The sequence below is a fragment of the Providencia sp. PROV040 genome, from assembly GCF_032706145.1.
GTDB classification, from domain to species: Bacteria; Pseudomonadota; Gammaproteobacteria; order Enterobacterales; family Enterobacteriaceae; genus Providencia; species Providencia hangzhouensis.
This window is the reverse complement of record NZ_CP120530.1, coordinates 2,722,140-2,742,069: the sequence shown is the minus strand read 5'-3', so window position 1 is coordinate 2,742,069 and position 19,930 is coordinate 2,722,140. Positions and strand designations below refer to the sequence as shown.

Genomic DNA, 19,930 nt, shown 5'->3' with positions numbered 1-19,930 from the left:
TTGTATAGGCTATTTTTTTAGGTTGTGAAACGGTAATATTTGGATCTTGCTATCAAAATTTTTGAAAGGAGAGGTTATGTGGTCTGCGCATGCACTCGAAGTGATTGATGCTGTTGCCCGAACTGGGAGCTTTAGTGGTGCTGCTGAAGAGTTACACCGTGTACCTTCTGCAATCAGTTATACCGTCAAGCAAGTTGAAGAATGGCTTGCGGTTCCCCTATTTGAGCGTCGACATCGCGATGTTGTTCTTACAGAAGCTGGAACGATATTTATTAAGGAAAGTCGTTCTGTTATCAAAAAAATGACAGATACAAGGCATCAATGCCAGCAGGTTGCTAATGGTTGGCGGGGGCAATTTAGTATTGCTGTTGATTGCATTGTAAAACCACAGAGAGCAGAGCAATTGATACTGGATTTTTATCGTCACTTTCCAGATATTGAACTTTTCATTCATCCTGAGGTATTTAATGGTGTTTGGGATGCACTTGCTGATGGGCGTGTAGATGTTGCTATTGGAGCTACTCGAGCCTCACCGATTGGTGAAAGATACAGTTTCCGTGATATGGGTTTTATGTCATGGATGTGTGTGGCGAGCCCTAAACACCCATTAGCGAATATAAGCGGCAAGCTAACAGACGACCAAATGCGCGAGTTTCCAAGTTTATGTCTCGAAGACACTTCTCGTAATCTACCAAAACGTGATACATGGGCTCTTGATAATCAACGTCGTCTTGTTGTACCTTCTTGGGAAAATGGTCTAGCTTGTTTGGTTAACGGGTTGTGTGTCGGAATGGTGCCAGAGCATCGTGCGGCTTCGTTTTGCGAAAAAGGCTTATTAGTTGAACTAGCATTAGCACAGCCATTTCCACCCAGTCCTTGTTGTCTAACTTGGGTGGAAAATAATACATCACCAGCGTTGAATTGGTTATTGGATTACCTTAGCGATAACGAAACGCTCAATGCCGAGTGGCTTTCAAACTAATTATGCGTATTATCGACGATAATCGATAAATGGGCCGTCAGCAACGGAACGGCGTTCTACAAGGCGAGGGTGGACTTCAATTGTTTGAGCATCTTCGCGCTTATTTACAATACGATCGAGCAGCATTGTGAAAGCCATTTGGCCTAAACGCTCTTTTGGTTGGTGAATTGTGGTCAATGCCGGGGTAAAATAGCGCGCATTTCGCACGTTATCATAGCCAATGATTGAAATGTCTTGTGGGACACGCAATCCCATCTCATCAGCGGCGCAAATTGCCCCCATTGCCATAATATCACCGCCACAGAAAACGGCAGTAGGGCGTTGCTTATGGCTTAAAATTTGCATCATTGCCTTATAGCCAGATTCTGGCTCGAAGTCCCCTTGAACAATCCATTCATCTTTTATGGTGATTTTGGCCTCTTCCATCGCTTTTTTAAAGCCAGTTAATCGACCAATACCCGTATTTCTTTCAAGAGAGCCAGGGATGGCTCCGATGTCACGATGCCCTCTATCAATCAAATAACGTCCTGCAAGATAGCCACCGTGGAATGAGTTATCAATAATACTATCGGTAAAATCGCCACGGGAAGTTCCCCAGTCCATCACTACCATTGGGATATTGCGGTAATCTTCCAGCATACTGATTAAGGGGTCAGGATATTCGGAGCACATTACGAGTAAACCATCAACACGCTTTTGTGCCAGCATCTGCAAATACGCTTTTTGTTTTCCCAAATTATTATGAGAATTACAAAGGATTAGCGTATAACCTTTTTCATAACAGCTATTTTCAACTGATTCAATTACCTCTGCGAAGTAAGGAGCTTCACATGAGGTTGCCAACAACCCAATCGACTTTGTGTTGTTAACTTTTAGACTACGGGCAACCGCACTTGGCGAATAATTGAGCTCTTTAATTGCAGCCCAAACCGCAGCTTTAGTGTCATCAGCTACAAAGCGCGTTTTATTAATAACATGGGATACGGTTGTGGTAGATACGCCAGCGCGTTTCGCCACATCTTTAATCGTTGCCATGGGGGAAAAAAACTCCTGACCAATAACCGGTCTCTATAAGAATTCTTGTTAAAAAATTACCTGCATATTGATGCATTGATCCTTTGCTGGCAATAATTTAGCGATTTGTTGTCGATTTTGTCTGATCTAGCGCAAAAACGAAAGAAATAATTGATGTTATAACATGTGATATAGACACTAGTTTTACTTTTTTAGATATGTATACTGAATAACATTGATTTTTGTATGGTTATTTAGTTGTTTAACTACGTTTGGATGAGAGGAACTCATGGATACAGATGTTAAATATGGTTTGCTTGCTGCGTTGGGCTCATTAGCATTGATTATATTTCTTGCTGCACATATTTTCTGATTTTATTTCAGCCTCGAATAGGGTGAATTTAATAAGGGCGAGAATATCTCGCCCTTATTGTATCTATACCTAGCAATAAGCAGAAATTGTTATGCTAAATTTTCTTCCACAAATTTCCAGTTAACTAGCGCCCAGAAATTTTCTAAATATTTAGGGCGAGCGTTACGGTAATCGATATAATAAGCATGTTCCCAAATATCGACAGTTAACACAGGCTTATCATCACCAGAAATAGGTGTTGCAGCATTGGAAGTATTTACAATAGCAAGGTTACCATCTGCTTTTTTCACTAACCAAGTCCAGCCCGCACCGAAGTTTTTGGTTGCTGCATCAGTAAATTGAGCTTTAAATTCAGCAAAAGAACCGAATGCCTTATTGATAGCTTCAGCGACTTTACCTGTTGGCTCGCCACCAGCGTTTGGTGCTAAGCAATTCCAATAGAAAGTGTGATTCCAAACTTGTGCCGCGTTGTTAAAAACGCCTGCTTCAGAAGTTTTAATGATTTCTTCTAAAGATTTTCCTTCAAAGTTAGTGCCTTTGATGAGGTTGTTCAAGTTAACAACGTAAGTGTTGTGGTGCTTACCATAGTGATATTCTAAGGTTTCAGCAGAGATATAAGGTTCTAAAGCATCTTTTGCATACGGTAAAGCGGGTAGTTCAAATGACATTGCGTACTCCTTGATTGCTTTTATATCAATATACTTAGGGTGTTTGCTCTTAAAATGAGCGAAATAATATGTGACAGCTTATCATTACAGTTTCGCCTATTGGCGATATGATACTTAATACATTAATGATAACACGATAAACCATACAAAGATAAAGGTAATAGTGTTACTAAGATGTTAACAAATAAATAGAGATATTACACATAAAAATCATATAGATATTGTAATCGAAAAATCTAAAGATATTAAGTTTCGGTTTTTATCTAGAAATAGCTACTTGTTTGACTTAAGTAGAGAGAAGATAGAAAAGGTGCCTTTTTGTTTTTTGGAATGCTATAGTAATGCCCCTATAAAACTGGCATATTGTATGAAACAATTCAGTTTCCTATTATATCAGTCAATGTATTCTGTTAAGTTGCGGTAGACTCTCAGTTACCGGCTGACTGCAAAACCTGCATCTTTGTTTTAAGGAAGTTAAAAAATGACAACTATTGAAAGAATTGAGCGCCAAATTAAAGAAAACCCAATTTTATTATATATGAAAGGCTCTCCTAAACTTCCGAGCTGTGGTTTTTCTGCTCAAGCAGTACAAGCTCTGTCTTCTTGTGGTGAGCGTTTTGCATATGTCGATATCTTACAAAACCCAGATATCCGCGCTGAATTGCCAAAATACGCAAATTGGCCAACGTTTCCTCAACTATGGGTTGACGGTGAGCTGGTCGGTGGCTGTGATATCATCATGGAAATGTTCCAGCGTGGTGAGCTCCAATCTCTAATTAAAGAAACTGCTGATAAGTATCGTCCAGCAGATGAAGCTAGCACAGACTAAATTAAGCCATAAATAAAAACGTAAAAACCGTATTTGATGAAAGCACTTATTACTTTTTATCAAACACGGTTTTTTTATGTAATAGCGATTAATTAAAAAATTATTGGGATTCTTCAATAATTGGCCAACCACCCAGCTTTTTCCATTTATTAACGATCTCACAAAATAGCAGAGCCGTTCGATTGGTGTCATACAGTGCGCCATGAGCTTGTTTACCATCAAATGGAATACCTGCGGAAACACAAGCTTTTGCTAGAATTGTTTGACCGAATACTAAGCCGCTCAGTGCCGCAGTATCGAAGGTTGCAAATGGATGGAAAGGATTACGTTTTAAACCTGCTCGTTCGGCTGCATTCATCACAAAACTGTGATCAAAATTTGCATTATGAGCGACAATAATTGCACGATTGCAATCTGTATTTTTCATTCCTTTGCGAATGACTTTGAATATCGCATGAAGAGCCTCATATTCACTAACAGCACCGCGTAGAGGGTTTGTTGGATCAATCCCTGTGAAGGCAAGAGCAGATGGCTCAAGATTAGCACCTTCAAAAGGTTCTACATGAAAATGTAATGTTTCATCCATGGAGAGCCAGCCGTCTTTATCCATTTTTAAGGTGATGGCAGCAATTTCTAATAGGCCGTCAGTTTTAGCATTGAACCCGCCTGTTTCAACATCAATAACGACAGGATAGTATCCCCTGAAACGGTTCACTAGGGCATTTGGATTGTTTTTTTCAGACATTAGGACTTTCAATTTTAGTTTTCTGGTTAGGTAACATTATGCCAAAACCAGTAAAAATTTGCAGGTAAACAGTGATAAAAGTTTAGGCGCTAGATTTGGCACCTAAACTTTAAATAATATAGTACTTTTAAATTATATAGTTAATTAATGGCCTAACCCTTTACTTGCGCTTTTGTTTTCGATCAACTCAATCTTATAGCCATCAGGGTCTTCAACAAAAGCAATCACTGTTGTTCCACCTTTAACCGGGCCGGCTTCACGTGTTACGTTACCTCCTGCACTACGTATATCATCGCATGTTTTTGCAACATCATCGACGCCCAAAGCGATATGACCATATGCGTTACCCATATCGTATTGGTCAACCCCCCAGTTATAGGTCAACTCGATTACAGCGCCTTCACTTTCATCGCTGTAGCCAACAAATGCGAGAGAATATTTATACTCTGTATTTTCACTAGTTCTTAATAAACGCATGCCTAACACTTTCGTGTAAAAATCAATAGAACGCTGCATATCAGTAACACGTAACATAGTATGGAGTAAGCGCATTTTTAAACCTCTTAGAATCAGCCTGAATCGATTTACTTATTAATATAACGTGCTTAAATTAATAAATACAATGATTACAGTTTGTTTTTTGAACAAATAATGGTAATACTCATTTTCAGGAGTATATCATACATTTATCAGTGATTTTTTCTTTTGAAGGGGAAACTTATGGCGGAACAACTTGAATTTTTTGAGATCCCCAGCCCTTGCCGTGGTATTTGCCAAAGTAATGAACAAGGCTATTGTCGAGGTTGCTATCGCACTCGTGATGAGCGTTTTAATTGGCTAAAATTCTCTGATACTGAAAAACGAAATGTACTTCGTTTATGTCGTCAACGTTATTTAAGAATATTAAATAAAAAAACAGAACAAGAAAAAATCATAGATACACAACAACAACTATTTTAGTTCACAGTTTTAAATATAATCATAAAAATAAATCAAATGTTTTATTTCTAATGTAAACTAATTCAGGTTGAATTATTAGCAAAATATTTATTTCTTGGTTTATATTTCAATAAAATTTTATTTATTCAAAATAGGTATAGGTTGAATCAAAATGACTGTAATTAACATGATTTTAAGATTAACTATATTTATTTGTTTTTTAAAGAGTTATTTGGCGTTACTTTTTTTATTGTTATTCATGGCTACTATAAGAGCTAAAATAGATAGATCAAAAAGGAGAGTGCGGCTATTCTTATTAATAAGATAATTGATAGGTTATCTGATTAATCCTAGATTGAGATAATGGATGAATCAGTGATGTATTAATTAGAGATATATCGCATAATAAAACAGCTACTATAACTAGGAATAGGTATTTAATAGCTAATGTATAAATAAAAAGCTGTAAATATAAAAGGAAATTAATATATAATTCAAAAAATAATATGAGGACGGTATATTTTTTAGACATTATAATTATATAAAGGAGGGTAAATTGGAATCACAAATTGGGACAGAGTTATCACGTGTTGTTCGCATGTGGAGAGCATTAATCGACTATCGTTTGAAGCCTCTTAAGCTTACACAGACACATTGGGTTACATTGCATAATATAAGTCAACTACCACCTGAGCAATCTCAAATACAGTTAGCGAAAGCGATTGGTATTGAACAGCCTTCATTAGTAAGGACTCTAGATCAATTAGAGGAAAAAAAATTGATTTCTAGACATACTTGTACAAATGATAGGAGAGCTAAAAGAATAAAATTAACGGAAGAGTCTGAACCCTTTATTAAAACGGTAGACCAAGTCATAAATAATACGCGTATAGAAATATTGAACAACATTAGTAAAGATGAACTTTACCAACTATCACAGTTACTTATGAAACTTGAAAAAAATATCTTGAGGCTACAAAATGACTCTTGATGTAAAAAATATGCCTAGCTAATGAATGACATATTAATTATTAAATTTGTGTTTAAAATAATTTAGTATATGATTTTTTAATGAAATAGTAATTACACTTGGTTATAATTTTCATTAAATCATTATTATTATGAAATATAGTTAAGGCTATTAATTATTTTTTTCGCTGTGATACCTTCATTTTTAATTGTTAGCTAGCTAATTTATCGGTAGATACTAATAAATACTTTATTAAAGGAGATAGGCTAAAATAAATTTATTGATTTGAATGCAAGGCATTTATATGTAAACAAGAAATTGTGTCATTCAAAAGCCATGCACAATAAATAAAAAATATGATTATCTACCATAAAGTAACGATATCATTCAGCAATACTATTTGTAAGTAATGCTCACCGGCCATGGCCGGTGAGCATGCCTAATTTAGTACTGTATGATTACCGAGGAGACACAGTAACAGTATTTCCGCTATTCGCAATCATAACACGTTGGCCATTACGGAAGGTGCTTGGGTCTTGTTTTTGAACAACAACAATGTTTTTACCGCTATCGAGGCGGATTTCTAATTGAACACCTTGGCTTCTATTTAATGCGCCTTGAGCTTCCTGACCAGCTAAACCACCTGCAATAGCACCTGCGGCAGTTGCTAATGTGTTACCTGTACCACCACCGATGGTGTTACCTAATAACCCACCAAGAACAGCACCACCAATTGCACCAATCACGTTACCGTCTTCACCAGCTTGAATAGTCACAGGGCGAGCATTCAGAACAGTACCATAAGTCACAGTCTGTACCTGTTTCGCATCCTTGGCTGAAATAGTATCACCAGAAAGCGTACTGGTATTGACACAGCCTGATAAAGCTGCAACTGCTACAACACCTACAAAAACTTTCTTAAGCATAAGAACTCCTATGAGATTTGCTGTCTGTGGCACTAACATAGCATCGTATATTTGTTTTCACCATAAACACAACAAGTATCAAAATAATGATATTAAAAAGCGATGGTTAGATTACCGATTTTGATTTAAATAGAGTGTAAACACTAGGTAAAATATCTCAAATTCGAAATGATTTCATTCAATAAGGCACTCTTTGTTAAATATTCATATAGGGTAGTCAGCTTATGAGCATCATTTCGCACCAGTTGCTAAAAGAATAGTCGTTAAAACTTTAGCTGAAATACTAAACAGTAATGCTGAGCTGATAAATGTATTATGTATCATTATATTGAAAATGAAAGTTTCAGATATTACAAAACGTCTTTTTTAGTTAGGTTGTCTAGCAATTTTTAGTTTTAGTGCATTTATTTATTATTCCTGCGAAGCGCTCCGAGAAATTGCATCGAATTGTTGACAAAATTTATCATCAAAGCACAATCTTTTGTAGCTGAGCGTTGTAAAGTTAATGTGCACTCTAAAGGAACAAGAATAATGATGAAATCAGGTCGTTACATAGGGGTTATGTCAGGAACTAGCCTAGATGGTGTTGATGTCGTTCTTGCCGCAATTAGTGACAAATTTGTCGCAGAGCAATCCAGTTTGAGTGTTGCATTTCCCATTGAATTAAAAAAAAGAATTTTAGATATATGCCAAGGGCAAACAACAACGCTATCAGAGGTTGGTAAAATTGATCGAGAGTTAGGCTCTTTATATGCAGATGCGGTAAACCAACTTCTTATTCAAACTGGTTTAACATCTGAAGATATCATTGCTATCGGTTGCCATGGGCAAACTGTTTGGCATGAGCCCGATGGCGAACAGCCTTTTACTATGCAGTTAGGCGACAACAACCGTATTGCCGCTTTAACAGGGATCACGACGGTAGGTGATTTTCGCAGAAGAGATATGGCTTATGGGGGGCAGGGAGCACCTTTAGTTCCTGCATTTCACTTAGCTGTTTTAGGGCACCCTACAGAAAAACGAATTGTACTAAATATTGGTGGAATAGCTAATGTCACAGCTTTATTACCTGGTGCCTATGTTAAGGGGTATGACACAGGGCCGGGAAATATGTTAATGGATACATGGAGCTGGCGTATAAAGCAACAGGCATATGATAAAGACGGTGAATGGGCAAGTCGAGGTCAAGTTGATCATGCATTACTAAAAGCGATGCTAAGTGACCCATACTTTAGACGTTCATCACCGAAAAGTACGGGGCGTGAGTATTTCAACACACAATGGTTAGAGCAGCATTTAGTTCATTTTCCATCAATTTCAGCTGACGATGTTCAAGCCACTCTGTGCGAATTAACCGCAGCTTCTATCGCAGAACAAGTATTACTGTGTGGCGGTTGTGAGCGCTTAATAGTATGTGGTGGAGGGGCAAAGAATACTTTTCTAATGCAACGGATGGCAGCCTTGCTTCCGGGAATTGAAGTGGCACCAAGTGATAAATTTGGTTTAAGTGGTGATGACATGGAAGCCTTGGCTTTTGCATGGCTAGCTGCTAGAACGGTATCTGGTCTTCCTGGAAATTTAGCCTCTGTTACTGGGGCAAGTAAAGAGACTGTGCTTGGGGCAATATACCCTAAAAATACCGATAAAAAATAACTGTGGTAAAGGACATAAAAATGAACGAGCTAGGTGAAATAGATCTTGCATCGGTACGTCGTGAATACACAAAAGGTGGGTTAAGACGTAATGACTTAACGCCAAACCCACTGACGCTTTTCGAACTCTGGATGAAGCAGGCGTGTGAAGCTCGCTTGAGTGACCCAACAGCAATGTGTGTTGCTACTGTGGATGAAACCGGGCAACCCTACCAGCGTATTGTACTTTTAAAACATTTTGATGATAAAGGCCTTGTATTTTATACCAATTTAGGTAGCCGAAAAGCACAGCATTTAGAAAAAAATAATAAAATTAGTCTACATTTCCCATGGTACCCATTAGAGCGCCAAGTCAATTTCACTGGGGTTGCTGAGCGTTTGAACCCTATTGAAGTTGTAAAATATTTTCATAGTAGGCCGAAAGATAGCCAAATTGCAGCATGGGCATCAGCACAGTCTTCTAAAATTTCAGCGCGTGGTATTTTAGAAGGGAAATTTTTAGAACTAAAACAAAAATTTAAGAACGGTGACGTCCCATTGCCTAGTTTTTGGGGGGGATATCGAGTGGTATTTAATAGTGTTGAATTTTGGCAAGGCGGTGCACACCGTTTGCACGACCGTTTTTTATACCAGCGAGAAGGTGATGGCTGGAAAATTGATAGATTAGCCCCTTAGGATCATGTTTTTTAGCTGGCACTTAATTGATATGCGCTTTATGCTATAGCCTCATTTAAGTAAATTGACAAATTACACTGGTGAGTTTTTGATAAGCCTCTCAAACTTACTGGTCATTCAAACCAAAATAGATAGACAAAATACAACTGATGGAGTCATTGATGTCTAGCAATAACCTGATTAAACAATTGCAAGAGCGGGGCCTCGTTGCCCAGGTAACGGATGAGGATGCGTTAGCAGAGAGACTGGCGCAGGGCCCTATCTCTCTCTATTGTGGCTTCGATCCTACCGCTGATAGCTTGCATTTGGGACATCTGGTTCCTTTGCTGTGTTTAAAACGATTCCAACTAGCCGGGCACAAGCCTGTGGCGTTGGTCGGTGGTGCAACGGGCCTTATTGGCGACCCGAGCTTTAAAGCTACTGAGCGTAAATTAAACACCACAGAAACCGTTCAAGAGTGGGTAGAAAAAATCCGTAACCAAGTTTCACCGTTTTTAAGCTTTGATTGTGGTGATAACAGTGCACGCCTTGCTAATAACTATGATTGGTTTGGCAAAATGGATGTGCTGACTTTCTTGCGCGATATTGGTAAACATTTTTCGGTTAACCAAATGATTAACCGTGAGTCTGTTAAGCAACGTTTAAATCGTGATGACGTTGGTATCTCTTTTACTGAGTTTGCTTATAACCTTTTACAAGGTTATGACTTCGCAAATATGAACAAAGAGATGGGTGTAGAGCTGCAAATTGGTGGCTCTGACCAATGGGGTAACATTACTTCCGGTATCGATTTAACACGTCGCTTACACCAAAACCAAGTATTTGGTATGACGGTTCCTTTGATTACTAAAGCAGATGGCACTAAATTCGGTAAAACTGAAGGTGGTGCAGTTTGGTTAGACTCCAAGAAAACCAGCCAGTATAAATTCTATCAGTTCTGGATCAACACTGCAGATGCGGATGTTTATCGCTTCTTAAAATTCTTCACATTCATGGAACTAGATGAAATCAATGCGCTAGAAGAAGAAGATAAAAACAGTGGAAAGGCACCTCGAGCTCAATATGTATTAGCGGAATTAGTCACTAAACTGGTACATGGCGAAGAAGGGTTAGCAGCAGCGAAACGTATTACAGAAAGCTTATTCTCTGGTGCAGTATCTGATTTAACTGAAGCTGATTTTGAGCAATTGGCTCAAGATGGCATGCCTTGTATCACTTTGGAAGCAGGTGCGGATTTACAGCAAGCTTTAGTTGATTCAGAGTTAGTGCCTTCTCGTGGGCAAGCAAGAACGGCAATTAGTTCTAATGCGGTATCAATTAATGGCCAAAAACAAACAGAGCCAATGTATGTGTTCTCTGACGCAGATCGCTTGTTTGGTCGTTATACCTTGATCCGTCGTGGTAAGAAAAACGACTGTTTAATTAATTGGAAATAGCTCTGACTAACCTTTGTAATATCAGCCCGGAATTTTCCGGGCTATACTCGTCATACTTCAAGTTGCATGGGTGTTAATTGTGCTATGCTCTTCGAATTATATATCGATGTATATAATTCGAGCTATTTTCTCAAGCCGCTTACATGTAATTAGGATTATTTGGAGTATATCCATATTAGCAACGGATAATCACTGATTTCTCTTCATTCGACATAACAATTCTTTGGGTTTTCAATGAAAAGCGTATTATCAATTCAATCCCATGTTGTTTTCGGCCATGCAGGAAACAGTGCTGCCGCATTTCCTATGTGCCGAATGGGCGTAGATGTGTGGCCACTCAATACCGTACAGTTTTCGAATCATACACAGTATTCACAATGGACCGGAAGTGTTTTTCCCGCACAACACTTAACCGACATCGTCGATGGTTTAGCTAAAATCCATAAATTAGAAATTTGTGATGCTGTATTAAGCGGTTATATCGGTTCAGCTGAGCAAGGAAATGATATTCTTGCTATCGTGGAAAGGGTCAAAGTAGCTAATCCGCAAGCCCTCTATTTTTGTGATCCAGTAATGGGGCATCCGGAGAAAGGCTGTATTGTTGCTCCGGGAGTTGCTGAATTCCTTTGTGAGCGTGCATTGGCCGCGAGTGATGTTATCGCACCAAATTTACTAGAATTAGAAACATTAACGGGTAGAACAATTAAAAATGTTGAAGAATCTACCCAAGCTGCACGTGAATTGTGTCACAAAGGCCCTAAAATCGTTCTTGTTAAACATTTAAGCCGAGCAGGGTATCGCGCAGATCGTTTTGAAATGATCCTTGTAACAGCAGAGCACAGTTGGCATGTTAGCCGTCCTCTTGTTGACTTTGGTGAAAAACAACCTGTAGGTGTCGGTGACTTGACCAGTGGTTTAATGTTGGTTAACTTATTGAAAGGTGAGCCTTTAGATAAAGGGTTAGAGCACGTTGCTGCTGCAGTATATGAAGTGATGATAAAAACCAAAGAGATGGGGGAGTACGAATTACAACTCGTCGCTGCTCAAGACAAAATGGTTAACCCAGAACATAACTTCTGTGCAACACAATTAGATTAAGCTGCTTTTCAGCTGATAAAATTTTAGTTGATAACATAAAGCGGGAAAAACTATGTTTTATCCCGCTTTATCAACAACCTTACAGCGCACTACTGAAAGCGTGCTATTTTACAGATTAGATTAGTCCTTCCGCTTTTAATGCATCTTGAACATTAGGGCGTTTAGCTATTTTAGCACTGTAATCTTGCAGGTGGGTCAGGCTAGTCAAATCGAGCCCAACGTGTTTTGCCCAATTACTCACAGTGAATAAATAGGCATCTGCGACACTAAAAGTATCTCCAGCAAAGAAAGCCTGTTTAGCGAGCACGTTATCAACATACGCAAACTTATTAAACAATACATTACGGACAGTATCTTTATACTCTTCTGGTGTTCCTGGAGTGAATAAAGGTGAGAAATTTTTATGTAGTTCTGTCGAAATAAAGTTTAAAGTTTCTAATTGGTGATAACGTTTCATCGAACCTGGAAGTGCGATTAGGTTACGATCCGGTTTTTGGTCCGCAATATATTGGACAATAACAGCACCTTCTGTGAGTTGTTCGCCATTATCTAACACTAAAGTGGGTACTTGTCCTTTTGGGTTTATTGCTAAAAAGTCTTCACCTTTCTCGGTTTTTTTCTCTTTTATATTTACTCGTTCAATACTGAAATCTAAACCTGTTTCACGCAGAATGATGTGAGGAGAAAGTGAGCAAGCACCGGGAGCGTAATATAATTTCATCATAAAACTCCTAAATTGTTGAGTTGGCATTCATATAGCAAATAAACACATATTGCTTAAGTATATCATTACTTTCTATTAACGAATTGCCATCAGGTGCGAGTTAAACAATAAAACCAATAATTGGATGGAAAGTATCGTCAATATTAATAGGTAGTGTAAATCTAGTGATTAAAGCTATTAATAATAAAAATGCATAAATTTAAGATAGTTACCTTATGTAGAGTAATTCGATTTTGCTAAACTCCTCGCATAATCTTCGGAAAGAAAACAAACCGAATAATAAAAGAATAGGTGAGTGAATAGATGACCAGTTTGTGTCAGAAATTGAATTTTTTAGGAAAGTTAGACCAAATTTTAATGGCTCACCGGCCGAATAATAGCCATGGAATTAAACGCTTTCTATTAGAGTTTTGGTTTTTCGGTTTAATTAATGCTCGTTCTTGTTTATTTGCTGGTTTTTTCTTTTTGGCACTATTCTTAGTCCCAGCTAAAGGATTAATAGGTATCCCTCGCTATGACCTGTTACTAATTTTTGCCGTTGCTTTTCAAGCTTTGTTAGTGTGGTCAAAGTTAGAAACTTGGGATGAATTAAAGGCTATTTGTGTTTTCCATTTAGTCGGTTTTATGATGGAGCTATTTAAAACTTCAGCAACGATAGGTTCTTGGCAATATCCCGATGAGGCCTATACGAAGCTTTGGGGAGTTCCTCTATTTACTGGTTTTATGTATGCCGCCGTAGGGAGCTATATCATTCAATCTTGGCGATTTTTTAAAGTAAGAATTGAACACTATCCACCTTATTGGATGGCGACACTAGTCGCACTGGCTATTTATATTAATTTTTTTAGCCACCATTATATTGATGATTATCGTTGGTATTTAGCGACGTTTATTATGGGGTTGTATGCGCGCAGTATGGTTTTTTACACTCCGCTAGATAAAGAGCGAAAAATGCCATTATTACTTGCATTTATGCTAATTGGTTTTTTTATTTGGCTAGCTGAGAATTTTGGGACATTTTTTGGTGTTTGGCAGTATCCAAACCAAATTGGTGCTTGGTCAATGGTACATGCAGGTAAGTGGGGAGCATGGTCACTGTTGGTGATTGTCACATTTACGATAGTCGTTCACCTTAAACATATTAAAGCCAATGTGACGATAGCACGTTAAATAAGATGTTTAATTTGTTGTCTGTGAAGGTGTTTACCCACAGACAACTGAATAACAGTTACAAGTCTTGTCGCCAAGCATCAATCGACAGGGGTTCACCAAAGTGACTTTCAATTAACCGGCGGGTAACGTCGTGAAGAGGGGCAGCTAAAACCTCTGCGGTATTACCACGCTCAACAACTTCGCCTTTATCCATGACAAGCATTTTATCGCTGACGTGTTTCATCATCCCCAAGTGCTGGGTAACATAGATAAATGCAATATCTTGTTTTGCTTGTAAATCTAACATTAAGTTGATGATTTGCGAGCGCATGGACATGTCTAACGAAGCTAACGCTTCATCAGCAATAATAATTTCGGGTTGTAGAATAAGTGCTCTTGCCAATGCAATACGTTGTTTTTGCCCAGATGCTAACATGTGTGGATAATATTCAGCGTGGTCGGCGAGTAACCCGACTTGGCGAAGCGTTTGAATAATACGCCTTTCACGTTCTATTCCAGTTAAGTCAGTGTTTAATTTTAAAGGGAGCTCAAGCGTTTGACCAATACGCTGCCTTGGGTTTAGGGATGTACTTGGATCTTGGAAAATCATGCGAATACGCTGGCAACGGTAGCTATAATCGCCAAAATTCAGGCGTTGTCCACGAATGAAAATATCGCCGCTGGTGGGTTCTACAACGCCTGATAACATTCGCGCAAGGGTTGATTTTCCTGAGCCATTGGCGCCAATAATAGCTAATGTTTGGCCTGCCTGTAAGTTAAAGCTAACGGGTTTGACGGCTTGTAATTCGTGTCGATGAAATAACCCTTCACGAAAACGGAAGGTTTTTGTGAGATTACGGACTTCAAGTAAGGTTTCCATTTAGGGTTGTTCCTCGGTGTTTAGCGGGTAATGGCAAGCAACGAGATGGCCTTTAATATTACGTAATTGTGGCGCGTTGATGCAAGTTCGTTGTGCATAGGGGCAACGAGGTCCAAGGCGACAACCAATGGGCAAATGTTCAAGTGAAGGAATTGCACCAGGTAACGTATTTAACCGCCCTTTATGGGGAAGAGGGCTTTCAAAATCAGGGATTGAGCGGATTAGTGCTTGAGTATAAGGGTGGCGTGGCCGTTGTAGAATATCTTCAGGAGTTGCGCTTTCCACTGTTTGCCCGCAATAGAGTACATTGATGCGATCAACAAGTTTCGACATCATTTCCATATCATGACTAATGAGTAAAATTCCCATATTATTGTTTTGGTTTAATTTATCCAATAAACGGAAAATTTGAGCCTGAGTAGTTGACTCCATCGCATTGGTGGGTTCATCAGCGATTAATAACCGGGGTTGGTTAGCGATGGCAATCGCTATCATGACTTTTTGACATTCACCATCGGTTAATTCATAAGGATAACTGCGCATGATATCTTTATGATCTTTTATCCCCACACGGTGCAATAGCTCTATCGCACGACGTTTACGCCAATTAAAACGTTGCCACCAGCGGCCTTTATAAGTCCACCCTGGGATAGCTTGGATAAGCTGTTTACCAATATCAGCAGCTGGATCGAGACAAGATTGTGGCTCTTGAAATATCATCGAGATATTATGGCCAATTAGTTTGCGGCGTTTACGTGGGCTGAGTTTTAGTAAGTCAATGTCTTGAAAGCGAAAACGGTCAGCTTTTACTCGAATATTATCTTTAGTCACGCCACAGATAGCTTTTGCAATAAGGCTTTTTCCGGAACCTGATTCGCCAACTAAACCTCTTATTTCCCCCTCAGATAGCGTCATTGAAACGCGGTCAACCGCTTTGACGGGGCCATTTGCAGTCATAAATTCGATAGTTAAATTGCGGATGTCTAGAAGTGGCATTATTCAACCCCCGCGTTGATGGCACGATGTAACCCGTCACCTAAAAGGTTAACAAAAAGCACGCTTATCATGATGGCAGCACCTGGCAAGATAACCGTCCAAGGAGCCACATAGATAAGCTCTAAAGTATCACCTAGCATTGCACCCCATTCAGAAGAGGGAAGTTGCGCACCTAAATCAAGAAAACCTAAAGCAGCAATATCTAAAATAGCGATAGAAAGTGCTCGAGTCAGTTCAGTGACGAGAATAGGGGTAATGTTAGGAAGTACGGTATACCATAAAATAAAAATGTTTGAAGCGCCATCAAGGCGTGCGGCAACGATGTATTCTTTATCTAACTCATCATGTACAGCGACATAGATAGTTCTTACCATTCGTGGAATTAATGCAAGGCAAATAGCTAACATTGCATTTTGTAGGCTAGCGCCCATAAAGGCGACAACAATAATTGCCAGTAATAAGGAAGGAATTGACAGTAACGTATCGAGTATATGGTTAAAAATTGCAGATTTTAACCCGCGAGTCATCCCAGCTAAGCAGCCGAGAACTAATCCAATAAGTGTCGCAATCAGTGTGACTAAAATAGCGGCACCAAATGTCGATTTAGTACCAATCAATAGCCGACTTAGAATATCACGGCCCAGATCGTCTGTACCAAAGAAGAATGCCACTTCACCATAATGAGACCAAGACGGCGGCGTTAATTGGTAACCTAGAAACTGTTGATCTAGTGCATAAGGTGCTAGATAAGAGCCAACAAAACATAAAATTAATAAAACCAACACACCAACAAACCCCACCATAGAGGTCACATCTGATGAGAAGATATTCCATACCACTCGAGTTGGGGATGGCATTTTTTGTTCACGATAAAAATTATCTGAGGACATACCAATCCTTATGTTTTAATGGGTCCATCATGGCACCTAAAATATCAGACAGCACATTTACAGTAATCACGAGCGCACCAATTAGCATCACCCCAGCAGAAATCGCAGAGTAGTCTTCTTGGCGGATTGCTGTAACCAACCAACGACCAAGCCCCGGCCAGTTAAAAACGAGTTCAGTGACCATGGTCAGTGTTAACATCGTAGAAAACTGTAAGCCAAGCTTAGGAATAATCGGTGGAATAGCATTATGAAAAATATGGCGGCGAATGATTTTAATCCGTGAAAGCCCTCGAATAGCGGCTGCTTTGATATAATTTTCACTGGCGATTTCTTCGGTGCTATTACGTACTAACCGAATAACCTCGGTTGTTGGTGCGAGTGCTAAAGTGAGGACAGGTAATACCATGTGCTCAAGTACATTGATAATCATATCTTTACGATAGGGGGAGTCAGAAAGCCATGCATCAACCAAGGCAAAGCCAGTCACCGTTTTTAAATTATATAATAGGTCAATTCGGCCAGATACAGGAAGCCATCCTAGATGTAATGAGAAAAAGAGAGTTAAAACCAGTGCAAGTACAAATACAGGGACAGAAAATCCTAATAAAGCAAAGACACTGATAGCAATATCTGCAGGCTTGTTACGCCAAAATGCAGCAATGATGCCGAGTGGTATACCTGTCGTTAAAGCAAAAATAAACGCTAAAATGCATAACTCCATGGTTGCAGGGAATGTGTCCCTTAATTGTTCTGTTATGGGTTCCCCGTTGATACTTGAAACACCAAAATCAAAATGGAGTAAGCCTTCAAAATAAAAAATATAGGCATCGATAAGTGATGCGCCGCTCAGAGGTGCATTAGGCGTAAAATAGCTTAAACTAAAGCTGACTAGCGATAAGAAGAACACCGTGACTAATAAAAGTAAAAAACGACGCAGTGAATAAATAATCATGGTTTCTGCCTCTGTTTTTTCGGAGAAACTTTTTCAGGCTGCTCCATTTCACGATACACGCCAGCAAATGAGGTATTACCAAACGCACTGATCATTAGGCCTTTTATATCATAGCGGTAGGCCTGTAAACGTAAAGAATAGGCGAGGGGTAAGACGGGTAAATCTTCCCCTAAAATTTGCTGTGCTTGGTGGTAATAATCTATACGTGCGGCTAATTGCTGTGTCAATAGTGCCTTATGTAAGATTTCATCAAAGGCAGGGTTACACCAATGGCTTAAATTGGTTTGGGAACCAATTGCTGCACAACTCAGTAGCGGACGGAAAAAACTGTCTGGGTCATTACTGTCAGTTGTCCAACCCGCTAATGTCATATCATGGCTTCTATCCATTAATTGGTTTTCTTGGAAACGGCCTTCGACAGAACGGATATTCATCACAATACCGACCTGCGCTAAATCAGCTTGGATAAGCTCTGCCATCTTAAGTGGGCTTGGGTTATATGATTGGGAGGCGATTGGTACCCATAAATCTAGTTTTAGATTTTCTAATCCCATCTCTTTGAGCATTTGCTTAGAAAGTTCGGGATTATAATCGGTGATCTTTGCTTGATTGTCATAAGCCCATGATGCTCTTGGTAAAATAGATGCAGCTGTTTCTGCCGTGCCGTAATAAATTGATTGCATTAGACGTTCATTATTAATTGCATACGCAATTGCTTGGCGTACTTTTAGCTTATCTAATGGCGGCTTGCTGGTGTTAAATGCGAGGTAGGCAATATTCATCCCAGAACGCATAGAAATTCGTAAACGCGGGTCATCGCGTAATACCTTTAACTGGCTTGCGGCAGGGTAAGCTAAAACGTCACATTCCCCAGTGAGTAATTTTGAAATACGGCCAGTTCCACCTGCTCCCATGTCAACAACCACTTCTTCCATACGAGGCAAGCCCTTCCAATAATTGTCATTTCTAAGAAGTCTAACGAATTGCCCTGCTTGGTAGTCATCTAAATGAAATGGCCCCGTACCAATTGGCCGCCAATCGATCAGCTCTTGGCGATTTATGCTTGAAAGGAAATCGGCATATTCGGATGAAAGAATAGGAGCATAATGTGTCGCCAAATGCCATAAAAAAGACGCATCAGGAGAGTTCAAACGAAACTCCACTGTATGGTTATTAATTTTACGTATACTTTGTACGCTGTTGGCGAACTGTAAGCTATCGAAATAAGGATAATGCCCCCCATTGATGTAGTGATAGGGGTGATTCACCTCAAACATGCGGGAAAAGCTGAACACAACATCATCAGCATTCATATTGCGTGTAGGTGTAAACCAAGTTGTATTTTGGAATTTTACATCTTTACGCAAGTATAAACGGTAAGTTGCACCGTTATCTAAAACTTCCCATCTAGCAGCCAGTTCAGGAACCAAGCGATAAGTGAACGGATCAACATCTAATAGCCGATCATAAATTTGAGCACCGAGAGGGTCGACAATTAGCCCACTACTAACTAATTGTGGGTTAAACGTGGTAACGACCCCATTTACACAGTAAATAAAGCCTTTTTGGCGTATATCTGCAGGGACCTCGTTAGCCACAATATCGGTAAAGCGCTCTTGGTTATTAAGCGCTTGTGCAGACACAGAAATGATAAATAAAAACCAAACAGTTAATAGGCGCATACCACTGACATCGTTAACGAGAATTGACCTATTGTAGCGTAAAAATGGGGATACAGGGTATAAGCAAAATTTAGCCTCATAACGTATGAAAATTAAGCTAAAAGGGATGATGTAAATATAATAATTAACTTAAATTATTATATTAATCATTGAAGTATGTCTTAATGAGAAAAAATCTCATTAAAAAGCTTTACAAATGACACTGATAACGATTATCATTCGTTTTGTCACTTAAGCCGAGTGCTTATGTAGACAAGGCATGACATTGCTCACATTGCTTCCAGTGTTTTATTTGATAGCCAGCTTGGGTGCTGGCTTTTTTTTATGGAGAAATAGATGAGCTTGTT

At 39.2% G+C, this 19,930-nt stretch carries 20 protein-coding genes; 9 read left to right on the top strand and 11 right to left on the bottom strand.

Annotated features, from left to right (window positions below):
• The first annotated feature begins 76 nt into the window (after positions 1 to 76).
• Complete coding sequence (punR, locus tag P3L40_RS12570; protein ID WP_210852569.1) at positions 77 to 982, top strand: DNA-binding transcriptional activator PunR; 906 nt, start codon at positions 77 to 79, stop codon at positions 980 to 982.
• A gap of 9 nt (positions 983 to 991) precedes the next feature.
• Here the strand turns inward: punR and purR are convergent, their stop codons facing one another.
• Entirely contained in the window at positions 992 to 2,017 is a 1,026-nt protein-coding gene (gene purR / locus P3L40_RS12565) for an HTH-type transcriptional repressor PurR (RefSeq protein ID WP_004263819.1), read from the bottom strand.
• A 441-nt stretch (positions 2,018 to 2,458) separates the two neighbouring features.
• Positions 2,459 to 3,037, bottom strand: a complete 579-nt coding sequence (sodB, locus tag P3L40_RS12560; RefSeq protein ID WP_004263823.1) for a superoxide dismutase [Fe] — start codon at positions 3,035 to 3,037, stop codon at positions 2,459 to 2,461.
• A 481-nt stretch (positions 3,038 to 3,518) separates the two neighbouring features.
• Between sodB and P3L40_RS12555 the strand changes: the two genes are divergently transcribed.
• Complete coding sequence (locus P3L40_RS12555) at positions 3,519 to 3,866, top strand: Grx4 family monothiol glutaredoxin (protein WP_004263827.1); 348 nt, start codon at positions 3,519 to 3,521, stop codon at positions 3,864 to 3,866.
• A gap of 100 nt (positions 3,867 to 3,966) precedes the next feature.
• Here P3L40_RS12555 and rnt read toward each other — a convergent pair whose 3' ends face one another.
• Positions 3,967 to 4,611 carry a ribonuclease T gene (gene rnt / locus P3L40_RS12550; protein ID WP_004263830.1) on the bottom strand — a complete coding sequence of 215 codons (645 nt, stop codon included), beginning with the start codon at positions 4,609 to 4,611 and terminating at the stop codon, positions 3,967 to 3,969.
• Between the two features lie 144 nt (positions 4,612 to 4,755).
• Positions 4,756 to 5,163, bottom strand: coding sequence for a lactoylglutathione lyase (gloA, locus tag P3L40_RS12545; protein WP_036958666.1), 408 nt, complete (start codon positions 5,161 to 5,163; stop codon positions 4,756 to 4,758).
• 168 nt (positions 5,164 to 5,331) lie between these two features.
• Here gloA and P3L40_RS12540 point away from each other — a divergent pair, with 168 nt between their 5' ends.
• Both P3L40_RS12540 and slyA read left to right on the top strand, forming a co-directional pair.
• Positions 5,332 to 5,571 (top strand): DUF1289 domain-containing protein, encoded by a 240-nt coding sequence (locus tag P3L40_RS12540; RefSeq protein ID WP_004263835.1) that lies wholly within the window; start codon positions 5,332 to 5,334, stop codon positions 5,569 to 5,571.
• A gap of 535 nt (positions 5,572 to 6,106) precedes the next feature.
• The gene (gene slyA, locus P3L40_RS12535) at positions 6,107 to 6,541 is read left to right on the top strand and encodes a transcriptional regulator SlyA (protein WP_094961765.1); all 435 of its coding nucleotides are present in this window, start codon (positions 6,107 to 6,109) and stop codon (positions 6,539 to 6,541) included.
• A gap of 437 nt (positions 6,542 to 6,978) precedes the next feature.
• Here slyA and P3L40_RS12530 read toward each other — a convergent pair whose 3' ends face one another.
• Positions 6,979 to 7,446: a glycine zipper 2TM domain-containing protein gene (locus P3L40_RS12530; protein ID WP_036958672.1), complete on the bottom strand. Its 468-nt coding sequence runs from the start codon at positions 7,444 to 7,446 to the stop codon at positions 6,979 to 6,981.
• A 531-nt stretch (positions 7,447 to 7,977) separates the two neighbouring features.
• Between P3L40_RS12530 and anmK the strand changes: the two genes are divergently transcribed.
• The 4 genes from anmK (at position 7,978) to pdxY (ending at position 12,307) form a co-directional block, all read left to right on the top strand.
• Positions 7,978 to 9,099 carry an anhydro-N-acetylmuramic acid kinase gene (gene anmK, locus P3L40_RS12525; RefSeq protein ID WP_153673491.1) on the top strand — a complete coding sequence of 374 codons (1,122 nt, stop codon included), beginning with the start codon at positions 7,978 to 7,980 and terminating at the stop codon, positions 9,097 to 9,099.
• Between the two features lie 20 nt (positions 9,100 to 9,119).
• Positions 9,120 to 9,773 carry a pyridoxamine 5'-phosphate oxidase gene (pdxH, locus tag P3L40_RS12520; protein WP_036958675.1) on the top strand — a complete coding sequence of 218 codons (654 nt, stop codon included), beginning with the start codon at positions 9,120 to 9,122 and terminating at the stop codon, positions 9,771 to 9,773.
• A gap of 161 nt (positions 9,774 to 9,934) precedes the next feature.
• Positions 9,935 to 11,209: a tyrosine--tRNA ligase gene (gene tyrS / locus P3L40_RS12515; RefSeq protein ID WP_094961766.1), complete on the top strand. Its 1,275-nt coding sequence runs from the start codon at positions 9,935 to 9,937 to the stop codon at positions 11,207 to 11,209.
• A gap of 234 nt (positions 11,210 to 11,443) precedes the next feature.
• Positions 11,444 to 12,307: a pyridoxal kinase PdxY gene (gene pdxY, locus P3L40_RS12510; RefSeq protein WP_112307414.1), complete on the top strand. Its 864-nt coding sequence runs from the start codon at positions 11,444 to 11,446 to the stop codon at positions 12,305 to 12,307.
• A 115-nt stretch (positions 12,308 to 12,422) separates the two neighbouring features.
• Here pdxY and gstA read toward each other — a convergent pair whose 3' ends face one another.
• On the bottom strand, positions 12,423 to 13,028 hold the full coding sequence (gene gstA / locus P3L40_RS12505; protein ID WP_136135400.1) for a glutathione transferase GstA: 606 nt from the start codon (positions 13,026 to 13,028) through the stop codon (positions 12,423 to 12,425).
• A 306-nt stretch (positions 13,029 to 13,334) separates the two neighbouring features.
• Between gstA and P3L40_RS12500 the strand changes: the two genes are divergently transcribed.
• Positions 13,335 to 14,201 (top strand): DUF817 domain-containing protein, encoded by an 867-nt coding sequence (locus tag P3L40_RS12500; protein ID WP_136135398.1) that lies wholly within the window; start codon positions 13,335 to 13,337, stop codon positions 14,199 to 14,201.
• A gap of 58 nt (positions 14,202 to 14,259) precedes the next feature.
• Here P3L40_RS12500 and sapF read toward each other — a convergent pair whose 3' ends face one another.
• The 5 genes from sapF to sapA are packed head-to-tail and all read right to left on the bottom strand — an operon-like array spanning position 14,260 to position 19,583.
• Positions 14,260 to 15,063 (bottom strand): putrescine export ABC transporter ATP-binding protein SapF, encoded by an 804-nt coding sequence (gene sapF, locus P3L40_RS12495; protein ID WP_004263864.1) that lies wholly within the window; start codon positions 15,061 to 15,063, stop codon positions 14,260 to 14,262.
• Positions 15,064 to 16,059 carry a putrescine export ABC transporter ATP-binding protein SapD gene (gene sapD, locus P3L40_RS12490; RefSeq protein ID WP_094961769.1) on the bottom strand — a complete coding sequence of 332 codons (996 nt, stop codon included), beginning with the start codon at positions 16,057 to 16,059 and terminating at the stop codon, positions 15,064 to 15,066.
• Positions 16,059 to 16,949 carry a putrescine export ABC transporter permease SapC gene (gene sapC, locus P3L40_RS12485; RefSeq protein ID WP_094961770.1) on the bottom strand — a complete coding sequence of 297 codons (891 nt, stop codon included), beginning with the start codon at positions 16,947 to 16,949 and terminating at the stop codon, positions 16,059 to 16,061. Before sapC ends, sapD begins: the two co-directional genes overlap by 1 nt.
• On the bottom strand, positions 16,936 to 17,901 hold the full coding sequence (gene sapB, locus P3L40_RS12480) for a putrescine export ABC transporter permease SapB (protein ID WP_094961771.1): 966 nt from the start codon (positions 17,899 to 17,901) through the stop codon (positions 16,936 to 16,938). The genes sapC and sapB overlap by 14 nt, the downstream gene beginning before the upstream one ends.
• Positions 17,898 to 19,583 (bottom strand): ABC transporter substrate-binding protein SapA, encoded by a 1,686-nt coding sequence (gene sapA, locus P3L40_RS12475; RefSeq protein WP_094961772.1) that lies wholly within the window; start codon positions 19,581 to 19,583, stop codon positions 17,898 to 17,900. Before sapA ends, sapB begins: the two co-directional genes overlap by 4 nt.
• Positions 19,584 to 19,930 lie beyond the last annotated feature (347 nt).

Bases quoted from the DNA above. Each gene is read 5' to 3' on its own strand.
- sapC (WP_094961770.1), bottom strand. From the start codon at position 16,949: ATGTCCTCAGATAATTTTTATCGTGAACAAAAAATGCCATCCCCAACT.
- rnt (WP_004263830.1), bottom strand. From the start codon at position 4,611: ATGTCTGAAAAAAACAATCCAAATGCCCTAGTGAACCGTTTCAGGGGA.
- punR (WP_210852569.1), top strand. From the start codon at position 77: ATGTGGTCTGCGCATGCACTCGAAGTGATTGATGCTGTTGCCCGAACT.
- P3L40_RS12555 (WP_004263827.1), top strand. From the start codon at position 3,519: ATGACAACTATTGAAAGAATTGAGCGCCAAATTAAAGAAAACCCAATT.
- gstA (WP_136135400.1), bottom strand. From the start codon at position 13,028: ATGAAATTATATTACGCTCCCGGTGCTTGCTCACTTTCTCCTCACATC.
- tyrS (WP_094961766.1), top strand. From the start codon at position 9,935: ATGTCTAGCAATAACCTGATTAAACAATTGCAAGAGCGGGGCCTCGTT.
- P3L40_RS12500 (WP_136135398.1), top strand. From the start codon at position 13,335: ATGACCAGTTTGTGTCAGAAATTGAATTTTTTAGGAAAGTTAGACCAA.
- sapB (WP_094961771.1), bottom strand. From the start codon at position 17,901: ATGATTATTTATTCACTGCGTCGTTTTTTACTTTTATTAGTCACGGTG.
- sodB (WP_004263823.1), bottom strand. From the start codon at position 3,037: ATGTCATTTGAACTACCCGCTTTACCGTATGCAAAAGATGCTTTAGAA.
- gloA (WP_036958666.1), bottom strand. From the start codon at position 5,163: ATGCGCTTACTCCATACTATGTTACGTGTTACTGATATGCAGCGTTCT.
- sapD (WP_094961769.1), bottom strand. From the start codon at position 16,059: ATGCCACTTCTAGACATCCGCAATTTAACTATCGAATTTATGACTGCA.
- P3L40_RS12540 (WP_004263835.1), top strand. From the start codon at position 5,332: ATGGCGGAACAACTTGAATTTTTTGAGATCCCCAGCCCTTGCCGTGGT.
- pdxH (WP_036958675.1), top strand. From the start codon at position 9,120: ATGAACGAGCTAGGTGAAATAGATCTTGCATCGGTACGTCGTGAATAC.
- purR (WP_004263819.1), bottom strand. From the start codon at position 2,017: ATGGCAACGATTAAAGATGTGGCGAAACGCGCTGGCGTATCTACCACA.
- sapA (WP_094961772.1), bottom strand. From the start codon at position 19,583: ATGCGCCTATTAACTGTTTGGTTTTTATTTATCATTTCTGTGTCTGCA.
- anmK (WP_153673491.1), top strand. From the start codon at position 7,978: ATGATGAAATCAGGTCGTTACATAGGGGTTATGTCAGGAACTAGCCTA.
- pdxY (WP_112307414.1), top strand. From the start codon at position 11,444: ATGAAAAGCGTATTATCAATTCAATCCCATGTTGTTTTCGGCCATGCA.
- sapF (WP_004263864.1), bottom strand. From the start codon at position 15,063: ATGGAAACCTTACTTGAAGTCCGTAATCTCACAAAAACCTTCCGTTTT.
- P3L40_RS12530 (WP_036958672.1), bottom strand. From the start codon at position 7,446: ATGCTTAAGAAAGTTTTTGTAGGTGTTGTAGCAGTTGCAGCTTTATCA.